Annotated in this window: 16 protein-coding genes, 1 tRNA gene and 3 pseudogenes; 8 read left to right on the forward strand and 12 right to left on the reverse strand. The window is 60.1% G+C overall.

Features of this window, described 5'->3' with window-relative positions; translation table 11 throughout:
- Positions 1–215 precede the first annotated feature (215 nt).
- Positions 216–292, forward strand: a tRNA-Met gene (locus CEC48_RS23985).
- Between the two features lie 158 nt (positions 293–450).
- Here CEC48_RS23985 and CEC48_RS23990 read toward each other — a convergent pair.
- Positions 451–1,491 (reverse strand): DMT family transporter, encoded by a 1,041-nt coding sequence (locus tag CEC48_RS23990; protein WP_088426002.1) that lies wholly within the window; start codon positions 1,489–1,491, stop codon positions 451–453.
- A gap of 201 nt (positions 1,492–1,692) precedes the next feature.
- Between CEC48_RS23990 and rimJ the strand changes: the two genes are divergently transcribed.
- On the forward strand, positions 1,693–2,250 hold the full coding sequence (gene rimJ / locus CEC48_RS23995; RefSeq protein ID WP_088426003.1) for a ribosomal protein S5-alanine N-acetyltransferase: 558 nt from the start codon (positions 1,693–1,695) through the stop codon (positions 2,248–2,250).
- An 8-nt stretch (positions 2,251–2,258) separates the two neighbouring features.
- Here rimJ and CEC48_RS24000 read toward each other — a convergent pair whose 3' ends face one another.
- The 3 genes from CEC48_RS24000 to CEC48_RS24010 are packed head-to-tail and all read right to left on the reverse strand — an operon-like array spanning position 2,259 to position 3,731.
- Positions 2,259–2,699 carry a hypothetical protein gene (locus CEC48_RS24000; protein ID WP_088426004.1) on the reverse strand — a complete coding sequence of 147 codons (441 nt, stop codon included), beginning with the start codon at positions 2,697–2,699 and terminating at the stop codon, positions 2,259–2,261.
- Positions 2,696–3,289, reverse strand: coding sequence for a hypothetical protein (locus CEC48_RS24005; RefSeq protein ID WP_088426005.1), 594 nt, complete (start codon positions 3,287–3,289; stop codon positions 2,696–2,698). The genes CEC48_RS24000 and CEC48_RS24005 overlap by 4 nt, the downstream gene beginning before the upstream one ends.
- A gap of 37 nt (positions 3,290–3,326) precedes the next feature.
- Positions 3,327–3,731, reverse strand: coding sequence for a hypothetical protein (locus CEC48_RS24010; protein WP_088426036.1), 405 nt, complete (start codon positions 3,729–3,731; stop codon positions 3,327–3,329).
- Between the two features lie 306 nt (positions 3,732–4,037).
- On the opposite strand from CEC48_RS24010, the gene fabI reads away from it, so the two are divergent.
- Positions 4,038–4,832, forward strand: a complete 795-nt coding sequence (fabI, locus tag CEC48_RS24015; protein WP_088426006.1) for an enoyl-ACP reductase FabI — start codon at positions 4,038–4,040, stop codon at positions 4,830–4,832.
- Between the two features lie 44 nt (positions 4,833–4,876).
- On the opposite strand, the gene CEC48_RS24020 is transcribed toward fabI, so the two are convergent.
- Entirely contained in the window at positions 4,877–5,767 is an 891-nt protein-coding gene (locus tag CEC48_RS24020) for a bifunctional helix-turn-helix transcriptional regulator/GNAT family N-acetyltransferase (protein ID WP_256579773.1), read from the reverse strand.
- Between the two features lie 195 nt (positions 5,768–5,962).
- Between CEC48_RS24020 and ggt the strand changes: the two genes are divergently transcribed.
- Together ggt and CEC48_RS24030 are read left to right on the forward strand one after the other, a co-directional pair.
- Positions 5,963–7,789 (forward strand): gamma-glutamyltransferase, encoded by a 1,827-nt coding sequence (ggt, locus tag CEC48_RS24025; RefSeq protein WP_088426008.1) that lies wholly within the window; start codon positions 5,963–5,965, stop codon positions 7,787–7,789.
- Between the two features lie 23 nt (positions 7,790–7,812).
- A complete protein-coding gene (locus CEC48_RS24030) occupies positions 7,813–8,541 on the forward strand; it encodes a polyphenol oxidase family protein (RefSeq protein WP_088426009.1) in 729 nt (242 codons plus the stop codon).
- Positions 8,542–8,765: 224 nt separating this feature from the next.
- On the opposite strand, the gene ddlA is transcribed toward CEC48_RS24030, so the two are convergent.
- On the reverse strand, positions 8,766–9,860 hold the full coding sequence (gene ddlA, locus CEC48_RS24035; RefSeq protein ID WP_088426010.1) for a D-alanine--D-alanine ligase: 1,095 nt from the start codon (positions 9,858–9,860) through the stop codon (positions 8,766–8,768).
- Positions 9,861–9,903: 43 nt separating this feature from the next.
- Positions 9,904–10,542: a LysE family transporter gene (locus CEC48_RS24040; RefSeq protein ID WP_088426037.1), complete on the reverse strand. Its 639-nt coding sequence runs from the start codon at positions 10,540–10,542 to the stop codon at positions 9,904–9,906.
- 137 nt (positions 10,543–10,679) lie between these two features.
- On the opposite strand from CEC48_RS24040, the gene CEC48_RS24045 reads away from it, so the two are divergent.
- On the forward strand, positions 10,680–11,480 hold the full coding sequence (locus CEC48_RS24045; RefSeq protein WP_088426011.1) for an AraC family transcriptional regulator: 801 nt from the start codon (positions 10,680–10,682) through the stop codon (positions 11,478–11,480).
- A 59-nt stretch (positions 11,481–11,539) separates the two neighbouring features.
- Here the strand turns inward: CEC48_RS24045 and CEC48_RS24050 are convergent.
- Positions 11,540–12,180 (reverse strand): annotated as a pseudogene (locus CEC48_RS24050) (hypothetical protein); the annotation flags it as partial.
- On the opposite strand from CEC48_RS24050, the pseudogene CEC48_RS24055 reads away from it, so the two are divergent.
- Positions 12,181–12,525, forward strand: a pseudogene (locus CEC48_RS24055) (LysR substrate-binding domain-containing protein); the annotation flags it as partial.
- A gap of 167 nt (positions 12,526–12,692) precedes the next feature.
- Here the strand turns inward: CEC48_RS24055 and CEC48_RS24060 are convergent.
- The 4 genes and pseudogenes from CEC48_RS24060 to CEC48_RS24070 form a co-directional block, all read right to left on the reverse strand.
- Positions 12,693–13,268 (reverse strand): flavin reductase family protein, encoded by a 576-nt coding sequence (locus CEC48_RS24060; RefSeq protein ID WP_088426012.1) that lies wholly within the window; start codon positions 13,266–13,268, stop codon positions 12,693–12,695.
- A gap of 53 nt (positions 13,269–13,321) precedes the next feature.
- A complete protein-coding gene (locus tag CEC48_RS32275; protein ID WP_371917783.1) occupies positions 13,322–13,753 on the reverse strand; it encodes a methyl-accepting chemotaxis protein in 432 nt (143 codons plus the stop codon).
- 108 nt (positions 13,754–13,861) lie between these two features.
- Positions 13,862–14,680, reverse strand: a pseudogene (locus CEC48_RS32280) (PAS domain-containing protein); the annotation flags it as partial.
- A gap of 64 nt (positions 14,681–14,744) precedes the next feature.
- On the reverse strand, positions 14,745–15,077 hold the full coding sequence (locus CEC48_RS24070) for a DUF2790 domain-containing protein (protein ID WP_088426014.1): 333 nt from the start codon (positions 15,075–15,077) through the stop codon (positions 14,745–14,747).
- A gap of 238 nt (positions 15,078–15,315) precedes the next feature.
- Here CEC48_RS24070 and CEC48_RS24075 point away from each other — a divergent pair, with 238 nt between their 5' ends.
- On the forward strand, positions 15,316–16,644 hold the full coding sequence (locus tag CEC48_RS24075; protein WP_088426015.1) for an OprD family porin: 1,329 nt from the start codon (positions 15,316–15,318) through the stop codon (positions 16,642–16,644).
- The last annotated feature ends 210 nt before the right edge of the window (positions 16,645–16,854 follow it).

Raw genomic sequence — 16,854 nt, forward strand, 5'->3', positions numbered from 1 at the left:
GCGGTGTGTCAGTCAATAGAGGTATTGGCTGATCCACCGCATTCGCGAGCAAGCCCGCTCCCACATTTTTGATCTTCGCCGCCTTGGGACCCGCGCAAACCCCAGCCGCTCGTCACCAAACCCGGTGTTTTCCCTTAAACAGTTGATAGCGTAGATAAATTTTCAAAAAAAGCGCTTGACGCATTCCCGTTCTCCGCGAATAATGCGCGCCACTTGGCTACATAGCTCAGTTGGTTAGAGCATAGCATTCATAATGCTGGGGTCCGGGGTTCAAGTCCCTGTGTAGCCACCAAGTACTAAAAACGGCTTACCGAAAGGTAGGCCGTTTTTTTATGCCTGAAGAAAAGTACACCGCCCCATCACACGAAGGATGACATTCCCCGTCATCCGCCCCCGCTCGCCCAACCTTATCGCCCCTGCATCGGCAATCGCCCTATTGCCCCAGCGAAGTCAGTGTTTATGGCGATGGTGTACATCGGGAAAGTGCGCATGACTGTGCTGGATCGGTGCGTGCTCATGCGCATGACTGTGTGGCTCGGTACCGTCCCACTCAAAGCCATGCTCATGTTGGTGGTGCGCATCGTGTGTATGGCGATGGCCATGTGTGAGGGGATCGTGCTGATGCTCGTGCGCATGATTTTCCATCAAATGAATCCACACCCCGATCGCCATCAAGGCGGCAGCGAGCAAGAACATCAGCGAGACCGACTCACCGAGCATCAGGATCGAGATAACCGCACCAAGGAAGGGAGCTGTGGAAAAGTAGGCGCCAGTGCGCGCGCTGCCAAGCCCGCGCAGAGCCAGCACAAACAACACCAAACTCACGCCATACCCCAACAGCCCAACTACCATGATTGACCCCAGCGTGGCCACGGCCGGCAGTTGCGACCCGATAGCCAACGCCAAACAGCAATTGACCACCCCCGCCGCCAAGCCTTTGCTGCCGGCGATAAAAAGCGCATCCGAGGCAGAGACCTTACGGGTCAGGTTATTGTCGATGGCCCAACAAAAACAGGCGAAAGCCACGGCCAGCGGCCCCGTCCAATCATGAGCCGTCGCCGTTCCTTGCGGCCATGACAAAACGATCCCGCCCAAAACAATAGCGATCATGCCGATAACGATGCGGCGATCTGCGTTCTCTTTAAATACGACCCACGCCAGCACTGCCGTGAGCACTGACTCAAGATTGAGCATCAGCGATGCGGTGGCTCCCGCCGTGCGAGTCAGACCGTACATGAGCGCCACAGGCGCCAGCACGCCCCCAAAGACGATGGCGCCAATCAACCAGGGCCACTCTCCGGCTGCAAGCCCGGGCCGTTTCCAGCCGTGGTCGCGAGCCAACCGAACGATGGCCAGGCCCAGGCCGCTGCCCAGATAGAGCAGCCCTGCCAACAGGATGGGCGGCGTATCCACCCCCAAGAGCTTGGCGAGCGGAGTGCTGGCGCCGAACAACGCCGCCGCAGCCAATGCGTAGAGAACGCTCAAATTCATAATGGGTCGCCCTGTCAGGCTTATTGCATAAGGACGAGCATCATAGCTGTGCCCGGGTAAGAATTATGTGAACGCCAGCCTGCTGGATTCTGTGCGGTGGAAGCGGCAGGATAGCCCGGCTGGCGACCACCTTCAGAAATTACAGCAGCCGTGTTTTACGCCTGAAGAAAAGTACCCTGCCAAACCACAAGAAGGTGACGCATGACATTCCCCGCTACTGCCATCAGCACTGACCGGCTTTTACTGCTCCCCGTCCACCCTTCCCACGCTCGCGCCCTGCAAGCGTACCTGCTGGAAAACCGTGAATTCCTAAAGCCGTGGGAACCATCGCGTGACGACGCCTTTTTTGAACTGGAAGCCATCACCGAACGCCTCGAAACCATGGCTGAGAAAAACGCCAGCGGCGAAGCGTTGCACCTGCTGATATTCAGCCAGGACAAAATCATCGGTGCCTGCAACTTCAGCAACATCGTGCGCGGTGCGTTCCAGGCGTGCCACTTGGGTTATGCGCTCGCCGAATCCGCCCAAGGCCAGGGCCTCATGCATGAAGCGCTAACGGCGGCGATTGCTCATGTGTTCGACGCAATGCAGCTGCACCGCATCATGGCCAACTACCGGCCAGAGAATGAGCGCAGTGCGCGCCTGCTGGCGCGGTTGGGGTTTGAGCAGGAGGGTGAAGCGCGGGCGTATCTCAAGATCAACGGGGTTTGGGCAGACCATGTGTTGACCGCATTAATAAACCCAACTGCACCCTCATAAGGCCATTTTTACGGGACCTCAGGCCCGTAACACTTACCTTTTGAAAGCCAGAGTGCCGTCCTTGTAGTAGGTGTGTATTTCCCCTTTCTATATGAAAACCCAGCCACGCCTAGAGATCCGCACTCTCGAAAATCGGTATTCACGGTGAAATCAATGTCACCATCCTTTGTGCCTGGATTCCCTTCAATATCAGCCTTGGAAAAAACCATCACCGCTACTGAGTCTATTTTTATGCCATTAGCTTTTGCCCGATCAGTAAGGTTCCCGGCGATGGTTGGGATTTTATCGGTGATCCGCTCAATATCCTTTTGGTCTTCGTAATACTTGACTTCAACAGCCTGTGAAAAACAGGAGTACGCGAACAGAAGCCCGAAAATACTTAGCCTCTTACTCATAGCCCTAGCCGAAAATGATAAGAGGAATAGAGGGGAAGCCGACTTACTTTTCATCCCTCGACACCCGGACAAGGATTCACCAACTCCGAATACTCAAACTCCGTAAAATACGGAATCCTTGTCCCCGGAATCATCCCTCCCGTGTACTTCTTCTTCCCGCTCGGCCTGACCGCCTTCGCGCCAGCACCGATCAACAATGGCTGACCATTGGCCAACAAATAATCCACCATCTCTCGGTGCATCGTTCCATTCCAGTGCTTGTCTGCATCCAGCGGCAGCAACACAAAGTTGGAGTCCGCCGTAAACATGTTCAGCGCTTCCGCCGCTTCCCGCGAGGTGGCGGTATGGCCGCACAGCACTTCGGCGGTTTTCAGGGTGTAGGCCGGCACGTACCGGCTGCTTTGGTACTTGCTCAGGATCAGCCCTTTGCGGGTCAGCACCGCCAAGCCTTGCTCGGCATGGCAGATCGCCTCGTCGCCATACTTCAGTTTGCAGAAGTTGGTGTAGGAGATGTCGATGATGTCACTGCCGGAAACGCCCAGGTCCTGCTGTATCTGGGCGCGGGCTTGAGGGGTTTGGTACGGGATGCTGCAGCCACTGAGCAGCAGTGCAGTAACAACGAAAACCATCGGTAAAGTACGCATCAAAACTCCAAAAACGGGATGAGAAGGTGTCAATCCATTAAATCGCTACCGGTAAAACCATGTCCTTTTGCCCTTCCACCGTCACGTCATAAACCTTCTCGCTGCACACCGAGAACCCCTGCAAATCAAACTCCACCAGATAGGTTTTGTTAGCCTTCGGCAGGAAGCTGCGGGACAACGGCCCGCACTTTTCCAGGGTGTATGACGTCCCGCGATCATTGCGCCAGTTCGCAACGCCCTCCACCACGGTCAGTTGGTCCGCCGGCACCAAGGTCTCGCGGAACGACCGGGCGCGATAGAGCCCATGGGCCAGGCCCTTGTATAACCCTCGGACAAGCGCCGGCGCCTGTTGCTCCAGGGAATCGTTGTAAACAACCCCCACGCTGCTCAGATTCCCCACGGGCCCAGCGCTGAAGCTCACCTGCGATTCGGTGCTGAGCATTCTGAAAATAACCTTCGCATGGTGGTCGTCTGCCGTCAGTACGACCGGTTTGGGTTTGGCCGGCGGCGGGCCTTTATGAGAAGAACAACCCGCACCAAAAACAGCCACCAGGCACAACGGAAAGACCCAAGCAAAGGAACGACCCATAGATAAATTCAAACCCTGTTAAATGCCATGATGGTTAAGTGCGAGATAGCTTAATGCCACCGCTCGGAAAAGTATCTCCCCCGCCCCCATGTGCCTCGCAATATTCCCCCGCCGTCGAAACCTCACTACTGCCGAACAACCTGAAAAAAGGAGCTACACATGGGTTTTCTCGCCGGAAAGCGCGTTTTGATCGTGGGCGTCGCCAGCAAATTGTCCATCGCTTCGGGCATTGCCGCCGCCATGCACCGTGAGGGCGCCGAGTTGGCGTTCACGTATCAGAACGAGAAATTGAAAGGCCGCGTGGAAGAGTTTGCCGCCGGTTGGGGTTCCAGCTCGGCGCTGTGTTTCCCGTGTGATGTGGCCAGTGACGCGCAGATCGCCCAGGTGTTTGCCGAGCTGGGCAAGCAGTGGGATGGACTGGACTGCATCGTGCATTCCGTGGGTTTCGCCCCGGGTGATCAGTTGGAAGGTGACTTCACCGATGCCACCACCCGCGAGGGTTTTCGCATCGCTCACGACATCAGCGCTTATAGCTTCGTGGCCCTGGCCAAGGCCGGTCGGGAATTGATGAAGGGCCGCAATGGCAGCCTGTTGACCCTGTCTTACCTGGGCGCAGAACGCACCATGCCCAACTACAACGTGATGGGCATGGCCAAGGCTTCGCTGGAGGCTGGCGTGCGGTATCTGGCCGGCTCGTTGGGCCCCGAAGGCACGCGGGTTAACGCGGTGTCTGCGGGGCCGATTCGCACCCTCGCCGCTTCCGGCATCAAGAATTTCCGCAAGATGCTGGCGGCCAACGAAGCGCAAACGCCGTTGCGCCGTAACGTCACCATTGAAGAGGTCGGCAACGCCGGCGCCTTCCTGTGCTCGGACCTGGCGTCGGGTATCAGTGGGGAAATCATGTACGTGGACGGCGGTTTTAATACCACCGCCATGGGCAATCTCGACGAGTGATTTTCAGGCCGTAACAGTGCCCCGTTTACTGGGGCGCTGTTGCGTCAAACCCCTTGCCGCACAAAACACTGCTCCACCACCGACTTGCCCCACTGCTGCCCTTCCTGCTCCGACTCCAGCAAAAAGCCCACGTTTTCATACAACTTGCGCGCCACATCCAGGCCCTTGAACGTCCACAACCGCACCGCCGGAAACGGGTGTTCATCGCAGAAATCCAACGCCTCTTTCAGCAGCCGTTTGCCCAACCCCTGACCGTGGGCCGATGGGTCCAGAATGAAGCAGCGCAAGATTGCCTCGCCGTTTTCGCCCTCGCCATCAATGGCAATCGAACCCACAATCTGCGCCCCCTCCAGCACCGCCCACACTTCGTTGCGCGGGTTGGCCAGGCGCCCCATCAGCTCTGACATGTCCGCCGCCACCAGGCTTTCAAACGGCTGGCCAAAATTTGCGTGTTTGGCGTAGTACTCGGCGTGCATTTGCGCGATGCGGCCAATCACGCCCGGCCGGTAGCCACGGGCAATGCGGTAGTGCCTGGGTTGCCGGGCGCCGGTGCGCTGGGTTTGCAGGGCTGCGGCGTATTGGTCCAGCCCACGGCTGACGGCCTGTTGCTGTTCGCTGGACAGGTCACCAATCGCCTCGCCCACCTGCCGTCGGGCAAACGCTTCTATGTCACCTAACGTCTTCTGCCCTCGCGCGGTAAGCCGCAGTTTTTTCGAGCGGGCGTCGTCCTCGTTGGCAAACTCTTCCAGCTCGCCCGCCTCGATCAGCTTGCGCACCATGCGGCTCACCGATGATTTTTCCAGCCCCAGCAAGGTGACCAGTTCGGCCGCCGTCAGTGCGCCTCGCTCGCCAATTTCGACGATGGTGTGAACGGATGACGGTGGATAACTGCTCGCCGCCAACTTCGGCTGCATAAAACCCAGCTCTCGCACCATAAGACGCGAGGCACAGCGGATCTGATCGATAAGGTCTGGCCTGGAACGGTTCACGGGGAAAACCTCTGCCCGAATGAAGAGAGATATAGTTGTACCGAACAACCAAATACAGATCAATCTCCCCTCTCGCAAACTGCTGAGGTACATTCCCTCCCCACGGACAACAGATCATTCTCAAATGAACGGAGTCATCGCGTGCTTTCGATTTTCCCCCGTCAACGCCTTATCACCCTCTCGCTGATTGCCACTGCCCTCACCCTCGCCGCCTGCCACAGCGCCACCGCGCCTGAACTGCCGCCCGCCCCGGAACTCGGCTCGGGCTATCGCACCGACATGAGCACCCGCCACGCCGAGCGCCATATGGCCGCTGCCGCCAACCCGTTGGCGGCCGAAGCCGGGCGGGAGATCTTGCGCAAGGGTGGCTCGGCCATTGATGCGGCGATTGCCATGCAAGCCGTGCTGACCCTGGTGGAGCCGCAGTCTTCCGGGATCGGCGGCGGTGCCTTCATCATGTTGTGGGACGGCAAGCAGGTGCACGCCTACGACGGTCGCGAAACCGCACCGGCGGGCGCCACCGAGCGGTTGTTCCTCAACGCCGACGGTACGCCGATGTCGTTCCCGCAGGCACAGATTGGCGGGCGCTCGGTGGCAACGCCAGGCGTGTTGCGTGCCCTGGAGATGGCCCACAAAAAGACCGGCCACCTGCAATGGGCGACGCTGTTCGAGCCGGCGATTCGCCTGGCCGAACAGGGCTTCCCGATCTCTGCGCGCCTGCACAGCCTGATCGCCGCCGACCGCTATATCACCCGCTCGCCGGAAATGACTGCGTACTTTCTGAACGCCGACGGCAGCCCCAAGGCCACCGGCACGCTGCTGAAAAACCCGGCGCTGGCCAACGTCTTCAAGCGCATCGCCAAGGAAGGGCCGGACGCGCTGTACTACGGCCCGATTGCCGAAGAAATCACCCGCAAGGTGCAGGGCAACAGCAATGCCGGCAGCCTGACCCTGACCGACCTAAAAGGCTACAGCGCGGTTGAGCGGGCGCCGTTGTGCACCGACTACAAGCGCTGGAAAGTCTGCGGCATGCCGCCGCCGTCGTCTGGCGGGATTGCCATCGCGCAAATCCTCGGCACGTTGCAGGCCCTGGAAGCCCGCGACCCGCGTATGGCCCTGGCACCGTTAAAGCCGGTGAAAAACGACTCCCCGGCAGGCCTGGAGCCGGTGCCCGAAGCGGTGCACCTGATCGCCGAGGCCGACCGCCTGGCCTATGCCGACCGCGCCCAGTATGTGGCGGACTCTGACTACGTGCCGGTGCCGGTTGCCGGGCTGGTCGCGCCGGATTATCTGGCCAGCCGCGCCGCACTGATTGGTGAGCGCAGCATGGGCGTCGCCAAGCCGGGCAAGCCTGCCGGTATTGAAGTGGCCTACGCGCCGGATCGCTCGCCGCTGCGTATTTCCACCTCCCAAGTGGTGGCGGTGGATGACGTGGGTGGCGCGGTGTCGATGACCACTACGGTGGAGGCCGCGTTCGGTTCCCACGTAATGGTTCAGGGCTTTTTGCTGAATAACCAGATGACTGACTTCTCGTTCATCCCTGAAGAAAATGGCCAGCCGGTGGCCAACCGGATCGAGCCGGGCAAACGCCCGCGTTCGTCCATGGCGCCGACGCTGGTGTTTGATCGCCAGAGCGGCGAGTTGGTGGCCACGGTGGGTTCGCCGGGCGGTTCGCAGATCATCGAATATGTGAGCAAATCCCTGGTGGCCATGCTCGACTGGAACCTCGACCCGCAAGCCGCCGTCGGCCTGCCCAACTTCGGCAGCCGCAATGGGGCTACCGAGCTGGAAGCCGGGTTGTTCAGTGCGCAGTTCAAACAGGCGCTGAAGGACAAGGGCCACGCCCTGAGCGAAATCGACATGACCAGCGGCGCCCAGGCGATCGTTCGGGTGCGTGATGCGCAGGGCAAGGCGTCGTTGATCGGCGGGGCTGACCCACGGCGTGAAGGCGAGGCGCTGGGGGATTGATTTGACTTAACGGAGAGCTGCGCGTGCACAAGGCAAATAACCTCGGCGCCCTGGTTGGCGTCGACCATGGGTTTTGTACGATTGACGATCCATTGCGGCCTGACGAGGTGTTCATCTGCAAGCAGGTGCACAGCGCCACGACCATTGAATGGAACGCGGAGCTTACGGCCAACACGGTTGAGGCCGATGGGGTTTTCAGCCGGGATGTGCAGCCGATTGCGGTGATCACCGCCGATTGCCTGCCGTTGCTGATAGCCTCGGAAAACGGGGATTTTGTCGCGGCAATTCATGGCGGCTGGAAGGGGCTGCAAGGCGGGATCATCGCCAATGCCATGCAGCGGTTTACCACCGAGGGAGTGGCGTTGGATCAGTTACGGGTTGCGATCGGGCCGTCGATCAAGCCTTGTTGTTATGAGGTGAGTGGCGAGTTTGTTGCGCAGTTGCAGGCGAGTCAGGGGCATTTGTGGCGGGATGGGGATGCGCCTTGGACGGTTGAGCAACCGGGGCCTTTGTTGGCTCCGCAGATTTCGCCGCCAGAGCCGAGGCAGGCGTTGAGTGCGTGGTTTGATTTGAGCCGGTATGCGCTGATCTTGCTGGAGGCGGCGGGGATAAAGCGTGAGCAGGTTGAGGTGAGTGAGGTGTGTACGTATTGCACCTCGCCGGCGTTTGCGAGTTATCGCAGAAGGACGCATGACAGTACGGAAAGGAAGACGTTGTTGTATTCGTGGATTTCGCGAAAAACGCAACGATAAATCGGCGAATACAGCCTCTGCGGCAACACCAAATTTGTGGCGAGGGAGCTTGCTCCCGTTGGGGTGCGAAGCGCCCTCAGAATGAGCTGATGCGTTTTTCCAGGAAGAGCACCGTACTCAGTTTCAGGGCTGCTGCGCAGCCCAACGGGAGCAAGCTCCCTCGCCACAATGGAGTCGCGCTCATGAAAAAGTAATCGGCGCTCCCAAGTCTAACGCCGTAAAATTCATCGACTGATCTTCAACCCCTTACGCCCCGCATGCCGCTCCAGCGCCAGCTCAATCAACCGGCTCACCAGCTCGCTGTAGCTCATGCCCGCCGCCTGCCACAGCTTCGGGTACATGCTGATGCGCGTAAAGCCCGGCAACGAGTTGATCTCGTTGATCAGCACCTCCCCCTCGTCCGTCAGAAACACATCCACCCGTGCCAGCCCGGCGCAACCCAGGGTTTCAAACGCTTCGATGGCCAACGCACGAATACGCTCGCTGGCTTCAACACTGATGTCCGCCGGCACCACCACTTGGGCCGCCTGGTCATCGATGTATTTGCTGTCGTAGGAATAGAACCCGTCGCGCACCACGATCTCGCCGCAGCCACTGGCGATGGGATTCTCGTTGCCCAACACCGCACACTCGATTTCCCGGCCTTTTACCGCCGATTCCACCAGCACCTTTTCATCGAACCCCAGCGCCAGCTCAACGGCCGCATGATATTCAGCCTCGCTGCCCACCTTGCTCACACCCACGGACGAACCCTGGTTCGCCGGTTTCACGAACATCGGCAATCCGAGCTTCTGCTGCGCTTGCTCGAAGGTGGTACGCGCCGCGTTGCGACGGTTGAGGGTAATGAACGGCGTGACCGCAATCCCGGCATCACGCAGCAGGCGTTTGCTGATGTCCTTGTCCATGCACACCGCCGAACCCAGCACGTCGGAGCCGACAAACGGCAAGTCGGCCATGCGCAGCAACCCTTGCAGGCAGCCGTCTTCGCCGAGGGTGCCGTGGACAATCGGGAAGATCACGTCGACGTGTTCCAGCGAGGCCTGGCTTGCGGTTTCTACCAGTTGCTGGCTGGCCTTGCCCGGCACCACGGCCAGTTCACGGTTGGATTGATTGAGGGCGATCAGCGCCGGGTTTTCCTCGTTGAGCAAAAAGCCCGAGGTGTCGTTGAGGTGCCAGTGGCCGGCCTTGTCGATGCCGATCAGGATCGGCTCGAAGCGCGAACGGTCCAGTGCATCGACGATGTTGCGCGCCGATTGCAGCGACACTTCGTGCTCGGCCGAACGGCCACCAAAAATAATCCCTACCCGCAGCTTGCTCATGATCGGCCTCACGTTTGAAAGTAAGGCTTCTTACCATGAGCCGTCAGCGATTCGCTACCAGCGTGGCCCCGAACAGCACATAACAACCACCGGCAAACCGGTCCAGCCACTTGCGCGAACGGCTGTAGACGGCGGCCATCCGCTCGCTGGAAAACACCAGCGCCACGCAGGAATACCAGCTGAACGACAGCGTCGCCATGGTGATCACGGCCAGGGTCAGCAGCATCGGCGACGGTGACGGCGGCATGGTGGATGCAAAGATCGTCGCGACGAACAGCGCCGCCTTGGGGTTGGACAGGTTGCCCAACAAGCCCAGGCGCCAGGCCGAGAACAGCGAACGCTTCGGTTCGTCGGGCAACAGGTTCTGGGCCATGGCCGGTGCCGAGCGCCGGAACAGTTTCAACCCCAAGTAGATCAGGTAGCAACCGCCGATGATCTTGAACGCCAGGTACAGCATGGGCGCTGCGGTGAACAACGACTTGATCCCCAAGCCGCCTGCCAGGCCCCACATCACGGTGCCGGTGGCCACGCCCGAGGCCGCCACCACGCCGTGGCGACGCGAACAACTGGCGGCCAGTTGCGCGGTGTTGAAGAAGTTCGGGCCGGGCGTGACGACCGCGACGGTCCAGAGCAAGGCCAGGGAGGCAAGAGGAGCCGCGTAGGCCGGGTTGAACAATTCCATGTGGGATTGCGCCAAGTGCAGTGCAGGAATCAAGATCATAGGCCCGGCAGAAGCCCCGCACAATCGTTCAAGACCCCGGCAGACAGCGGATTCAGACTGGGTTAACGTGTTTCCACCTCTTTGCGCGACAACTCATCATGGGCACTAACATCGACTGGCTGCACCGCGCGCCCCACGCCAGTGGCCTGGAGCGTATCGAGGCGTATTTTGCCGGGTTTGGCTTCGACCCTCATCGCCACGACACCTACGCCATCGGCCGCACCTTGTTCGGTGTGCAGAGTTTTCACTATCGCGGCGGCATGACCCACAGCCTGCCGGGCCGGACCATGGTGATCCATCCCGATGAAGTGCATGACGGTTGGGCCGGCAGCGAGGAAGGCTTCAAATACCGGATGATTTACGTGGAGCCGGCGCTGATCCAGCAGGTGCTCGGCGGCAAGCCGTTGCCGTTTATCCCCGGCGGGCTGTCGAGCGACCCGTGGCTGTTGCGCGCCAGTGAAGTGTTGCTGCAAAGCCTGGATTGCCCGATCGATCCGTTGCAGGAACAGGACGCCATGTTCGACCTGGCCCAGGCGCTGAACAATGCGTCGGGCATCACGGTGAATCGCAAGACCTTCGACTACCGCGCCGCCGAGCGCGCCCGGGAATTTATCCACAGTGCGCTTGGCCGGCCGATCACCCTCGATGAAATGGCGGAATACGCCAACCGCGACCGCTGGGCGTTGTCGCGGGATTTTCGTTTGTTGTTTGGTACCAGCCCTTATCGCTACCTGACCATGCGCCGCCTGGACCTGGTGCGCAGCCTGCTGGGCCAGGGCCAGTCACTGGTGGATGCCGCACTGACCGCAGGCTTCACCGACCAGAGCCACATGACCCGTCAGTTTCGCAGCACCTTCGGCATGCCGCCCTCGCGCTGGGTGAAGATGCTCGGGCGCTGAAATCCCACCTTGAAATGCACTCAAACTGTGGGAGCGGGCTTGCTCGCGAATGCGCAAGGTCAGTCAATGCATTCGGTGGCTGATACACCGCCTTCGCGAGCAAGCCCGCTCCCACACGCCAGCGCCGCACCCGCCAAGGCAATCGCCGCGCTCCACCACAACGCCCGTTCAATCCCACCCGCCTGCGCCGCACCCGTCGACCCGCCGGCATTCGCCAGCGACACCAGCAACACGCTGTAGCCGTAGACTTGTTGGTAGTACACCGCCAGAAAGTAGTACTGCACGCCAAAGCTGCTCATGAACACCGCCGTCAACACCATGGCCATGCACAACTCGCGATAGCCAAGCAGCCGCAGCGGCATCAGCGGGTCGCGGCCCCGGTGTTCGATCCACGCAAACAGCCCGAGCAGCGCCAACGCCAGGCCACGCAGCCCAGGGTCGACGGCGCCGCCCAGCCCCACTCCGGCCCCTGCACCAGGGCGAACACCTGCAACGTCCCGCCCACGGTCACGGTCACGGTCAACGCGCCGCTGATATCAAAGTTGCGCCCACATGCCCGCGCACCATCGGCGGGGATCCAGTAGCGCGCCGCCAGGGCGCATGCGCCGGCCAACGGCACGTTCACCCGAAACACCGCTTCCCAACCCCACGCCTGGGGCAGCACACCGCCGAGCAACGCGCCCAACGCCAGACCGGCCGCGATGAACTCAAGGACCATAACTGCCTGACCGTGCGCAACCTGCGCACCCGCCGGCTGGTGGACTGGCAATTCATGCTCGATGGCAACGTGCAGGACGTGAGCGTCGAGGGGCGGCTGATCTTTGATATTGGCGATGCATTGGTGGACGGCGCGGTGGGCGGGTTTGGCATCGCCCAGGTGATGGATTTTGCAGTGCGGGAAGACCTGGCTGCCGGGCGCCTGGTGCCGTTGCTGGAGGATTTTGCCGGGCGCAGTCGGGCAATATCGCTGGTGTATCCGCCGTCGCGGCAGTACTCGCCGAAGTTGATGGCGTTTGCCGAGGCGCTCAACCAGGCTCAGAGGTAGCACCACAACTGTGGCGAGGGAGCTTGCTCCCGCTCGGCTGCGCAGCAGTCGTCTAATCTACCGACCCAGCTGTATTGGCAGCAAAGCAATGGGACCGCTTCGCGCTCCAGCGGGAGCAAGCTCCCTCGCCACAAAAGCGGGCACTAACGGAAGGTCAGAGAGTTGGCTTAAAGCTGTCGCCCATCAATAGGATTACCAATCGTCAGGAAATGCCCACCCGCCACATGGTGCAAGGTACGCAGCGCATCCTGCCCTTCGAAATGCCAACGACCGTCGCTGAACACACGCTCATCCGCCTGGGCAGCCACCACTTCGGCGAGGAATAAATCGTAGGTCTGCTGGTTATGCGGCTCCGGCAGCAACCGGCATTCCAGCCACGCCACGCACCCTTCCAGCATCGGTGCTTCGGTGTGTTCGCCGCTGAACGTCTGCAAGCCATACGCGGCGAACTTGTCAGTCTCGCTGCCAGTGGTATTGCCCACGGTCTGCACGATATCGGCCTGGGCCGCACACGGCACATTGAGCACGAAGGTGCCGGCGCCTTCGAGCAGTTGCCGGGTCCAGGTGGCCTTGTCCAGCACGACGGCGACTTTGGGCGGTTCAAAATCCAGCGGCATGGCCCAGGCAGCGGCCATGATGTTGCGCTGGCCGTTGTGCGCGGCGCTGACCAGCACGGTGGGGCCGTGGTTGAGCAAGCGGTAGGCCTTGGACAGAGGGACGGGGCGGCGATGGTTAGGGCTCATGGACGAAAGGCTCGAAAAAAAACCTACGATACCTCAAGCATGAGCCCCAGTGACTAGCTGCTCAGTTGATTGGCGAATTGCCCCACTGCGCTGACCACCTTCTGTGCGCCGTCCTGGATCTCGACAATTACTGTGCCTGCCTCGGCCGCCAGGGCCAGGCCTTGTTCGGCTTGCAGGCGGCCATCGGTCATCAGCGCCACCGCTTCGCGGGCCATGTCCTGGTTCTGGCGCACCACGCCAACAATTTCTTCGGTGGCCTTGCTGGTACGCGACGCCAGTTGCCGAACCTCATCGGCCACCACCGCAAAACCACGCCCTTGCTCACCGGCGCGGGCGGCTTCGATGGCGGCGTTGAGCGCCAGCAGGTTGGTCTGTTCGGCGATACCGCTGATGGTCTTGACGATGCTGCCAATCACCTGGGACTGGGCGTTCAGCGCTTCGATGCCCTCGCCCGCCTGCTGCATGTGCTTGGCCAAATCGCGCATCACGTCCACCGCCTGGGTGACGACGGTGGTGCCGCGCTGGGCGCTGCTGTCGGTTTGCAGCGAGGTGCTGTAGGCGATGTTGGCCGCGTCGGCCACGGCTTGCTCCTGGTTGATCTGGTCGGTGATCACGGTGGCGAACTTGACCACTTTGTACAGCCGCTCGTTGGCGTCGAGCACCGGGTTATACGAGGCCTCCAGCCACACCACGCGCCCACGGCTGTCCACACGCTTGAAGCGGCCCGCGACGAATTCGCCGGAATTCAGGCGCTTCCAGAACTGCTGGTACTCGGGACTGTTGGCGTCCTGCGATTCGCAGAACATCCGGTGATGTTTGCCCTGGATCTGCGCCAGGCTGTAACCCATGCCATTGAGGAAACGGTCGTTGGCCGTCAGCACATTACCGTTGAGGTCGAACTCGATCACCGCCGTGGAGCGCACCAGCGCAGTGATCAGGTTTTCGTGCTCGCGGGACGCCTCGATGGTGCGGGTCAGGTCGCTGGAAAATATCGAAATATGCTTGATACGCCCATCGCTGCTGCGCACCGGTTGCACGATGGAGCGCAGCCACGCCTCGTTGCCGTTGCCCCGCATCAGGCGCACCGCACCGGCAAAATGTTCGCCACGCACCAGGGCGTTTTTGAAGCGCAGTTGAAACGCGTCCTGCTTGACGTGCGCCGGCACCAGGTCTTCGATCAAGCGGCCTTGTAGCTGGCTTGCCTGATAAGCCATCTCCTGAAGAAAGAGGGTATTGACGGATTCGATGCGCCCTTCGGGATCCAGGGTCAGGGTCATCATTTCGCTTTCCAGGCTCTCCCTGACTTGCTGCAGGCTGGACAATTCTTCGCGAAGAGCAGACAGCTCCTGCTTGAGACGGGTGTTGAACATGGAGGCACCGGTGGGGAAATGAAGGCGGGATCCGACCTGCATCGGCGCTACCGGCGTTTTCTTAAGACAGCTTTAGCGCATTGCTCAACTATATTTTCGCGGCACCTCAGCTGCCGTTGTTACGGCAGATGCCCATGACTTGATACTGGAGGGTATTGAGCTTGCCGGTGGAGTCTTCGTAGGTCATGCGCGATGGCACCGCGCTGCATGAGCGGATCGGCGGCGTGACGTTGACCACCTTGGCAATGTCCAGCTTCATGCCGTAGCGATACGCCTGGATTTGGGGCGCGGCCTTGCCGTTTTTCGCGGCATAGGCGGCCATGGCTTGCTGGTTGCTTTGCATCAATTGGGCGAAGGTGCGATCGCCTCCGCCTTCAGCCATCGCGCCGACGGAAAAAATCAGGGCCAATGCAGCGACAGTGGTTTTCAGGGTATTCATGAGGGCTTCCTCGTCTGACTTATTGAATTAAAAGTTCAGAGCAAGGGTAACTAACCAAACCTGTCGCAACGTTCACCGAAAGATTACTTATCCGTTATGTTTTATTGAAATTCCAAAATTGTAATCTGTGCGCCACCTCGCCGTTATCTCGTGTTTGCAACTATCTGCGCGGGCAATATCAAAATAAGAATGCCCCATCGATAAGAAGCTAATAGCTGCCACTACCGAGGAGCGATACATGAGTACCAAGCGCACATTTCCCCTTTCAATAGTTGCTGCACTGGCAGGCCTGACGCCGCTTACAAGCATGGCCGTGGAAGACAAACCCGAAGGTTTTATCGAAGGCAGCACCCTGAACGTGCTGGCCCGCAACTTCTACTTCAACCGTGACGATCGCAAGGGCCAGTCCAGCCCCACCGGCAATGGCTACTCGGAAGCCTGGGCCCAGGGTTTTATCGGCAAATTCGAGTCCGGTTTTACTCAAGGTACCGTGGGGTTCGGCCTGGACGCCTACGCGATGTATGGTCTGAAACTCGACTCCGGCACCGGCCGCAGCGGCGGCCAGGGCTCGTTCGGCGTGTTGCCGGTAGACAGCAACAACCACCCCGAGGATGCCTACAGCAAGCTCGGCGGCGCGGCAAAAGTGCGCCTGCTGGATACCGTGATCAAGGCCGGTGACGTGTTCCCTCTGACCCCGGTGGTGGCCTATGGTGACTCACGCGTATTGCCGGAAAGCTTTCGCGGCGTCACCGCGCAAAACACCAGTATCGAGGGCTTGAGCCTGCAAGGCGGGCACCTGAGCGGCATGAGCCAACCGACTCAAAGCGGCATGGACAAGGGCTTTGCGACGTTTTATGCGGGCAAGGTGGATTCACCCTGGGTCGGCTATGCCGGCGGCGACTATCAGGTGAACAAACACCTCAGCGTCAGCCTGTACACCAGCCGCCTGAAGGATGCCTGGGACCAGTACTACTTCGGCAGCGCCGCCAGCTACCCGCTGAACGATGACGTGTCGCTGTTTGGCGACTTCAACTATTACAAGGCGGTGGACGAGGGCAAAAAACGCCTCGGCGAGTTCGATAACAACATCTGGAGCGCCAGGCTCGGGGTCAAGGTGGGCGCCCACAGCCTGGCCTTGTCACACCAGCGCAACAACGGTGATGACGACTTTGACTACCTGCGCATGTCGGACTCGATCTTTCTTAATAACTCGATCCAGTACAGCGACTTCAACTCGCCCAAGGAACGCTCGTGGATGCTCGCCTATAACCTCGACATGCAGGCCTTCGGCATTCCCGGCCTGACCTTCATGACCCGCTACGGCAAAGGCACCGGCGCCGACTACAGCAACGCCAACGCCGTGTACATGCGCCGTGACGCGGCCGGCGACCCGCTGACCGATCAACGCCGCTGGGAGCGCAATATCGAGGCCAAATACGTGGTGCAGGGCGGCAACTTCAAAGACCTGTCGCTGCGGTTGCGCCAGGCGACTGTGCGCTCAAGTGCCTTTGAGTCGGATTTGGAAGAAGTTCGCCTGATCGTCGAATACCCATTGGCAATTCTGTAACCACCGCTCTTTGTAGGAGCGAGCGTGCTCGCGAAAAACCTGAGGGCGCCGCGTTAAACCAGAAGCCCCGCGTTATCGTTAACGACCTTCGCGAGCAAGCGCGCTCCTACAATTGAATAACATTTGTTCACCATTTGAAGCCTGTCAGAACTGTAATAGGCGCCTCACCTTCTCGTTAAGTTGCGCTTCTTATACTGGCTCCAACTAACG

Origin of the sequence: Pseudomonas sp. K2I15 (assembly GCF_002204795.1) — a bacterium.
GTDB lineage: Bacteria > Pseudomonadota > Gammaproteobacteria > Pseudomonadales > Pseudomonadaceae > Aquipseudomonas.

Coding starts and splice junctions, on each gene's coding strand:
- CEC48_RS23990 (WP_088426002.1), bottom strand. CDS start 1,491: ATGAATTTGAGCGTTCTCTACGCATTGGCTGCGGCGGCGTTGTTCGGC.
- fabI (WP_088426006.1), top strand. CDS start 4,038: ATGGGTTTTCTCGCCGGAAAGCGCGTTTTGATCGTGGGCGTCGCCAGC.
- rimJ (WP_088426003.1), top strand. CDS start 1,693: ATGACATTCCCCGCTACTGCCATCAGCACTGACCGGCTTTTACTGCTC.
- CEC48_RS24010 (WP_088426036.1), bottom strand. CDS start 3,731: ATGCTCAGCACCGAATCGCAGGTGAGCTTCAGCGCTGGGCCCGTGGGG.
- CEC48_RS24045 (WP_088426011.1), top strand. CDS start 10,680: ATGGGCACTAACATCGACTGGCTGCACCGCGCGCCCCACGCCAGTGGC.
- CEC48_RS24070 (WP_088426014.1), bottom strand. CDS start 15,077: ATGAATACCCTGAAAACCACTGTCGCTGCATTGGCCCTGATTTTTTCC.
- CEC48_RS24020 (WP_256579773.1), bottom strand. CDS start 5,767: ATGGTGCGAGAGCTGGGTTTTATGCAGCCGAAGTTGGCGGCGAGCAGT.
- CEC48_RS32275 (WP_371917783.1), bottom strand. CDS start 13,753: ATGCGCGATTTGGCCAAGCACATGCAGCAGGCGGGCGAGGGCATCGAA.
- CEC48_RS24060 (WP_088426012.1), bottom strand. CDS start 13,268: ATGAGCCCTAACCATCGCCGCCCCGTCCCTCTGTCCAAGGCCTACCGC.
- CEC48_RS24040 (WP_088426037.1), bottom strand. CDS start 10,542: ATGGAATTGTTCAACCCGGCCTACGCGGCTCCTCTTGCCTCCCTGGCC.
- CEC48_RS24005 (WP_088426005.1), bottom strand. CDS start 3,289: ATGCGTACTTTACCGATGGTTTTCGTTGTTACTGCACTGCTGCTCAGT.
- CEC48_RS24075 (WP_088426015.1), top strand. CDS start 15,316: ATGAGTACCAAGCGCACATTTCCCCTTTCAATAGTTGCTGCACTGGCA.
- CEC48_RS24000 (WP_088426004.1), bottom strand. CDS start 2,699: ATGAAAAGTAAGTCGGCTTCCCCTCTATTCCTCTTATCATTTTCGGCT.
- ddlA (WP_088426010.1), bottom strand. CDS start 9,860: ATGAGCAAGCTGCGGGTAGGGATTATTTTTGGTGGCCGTTCGGCCGAG.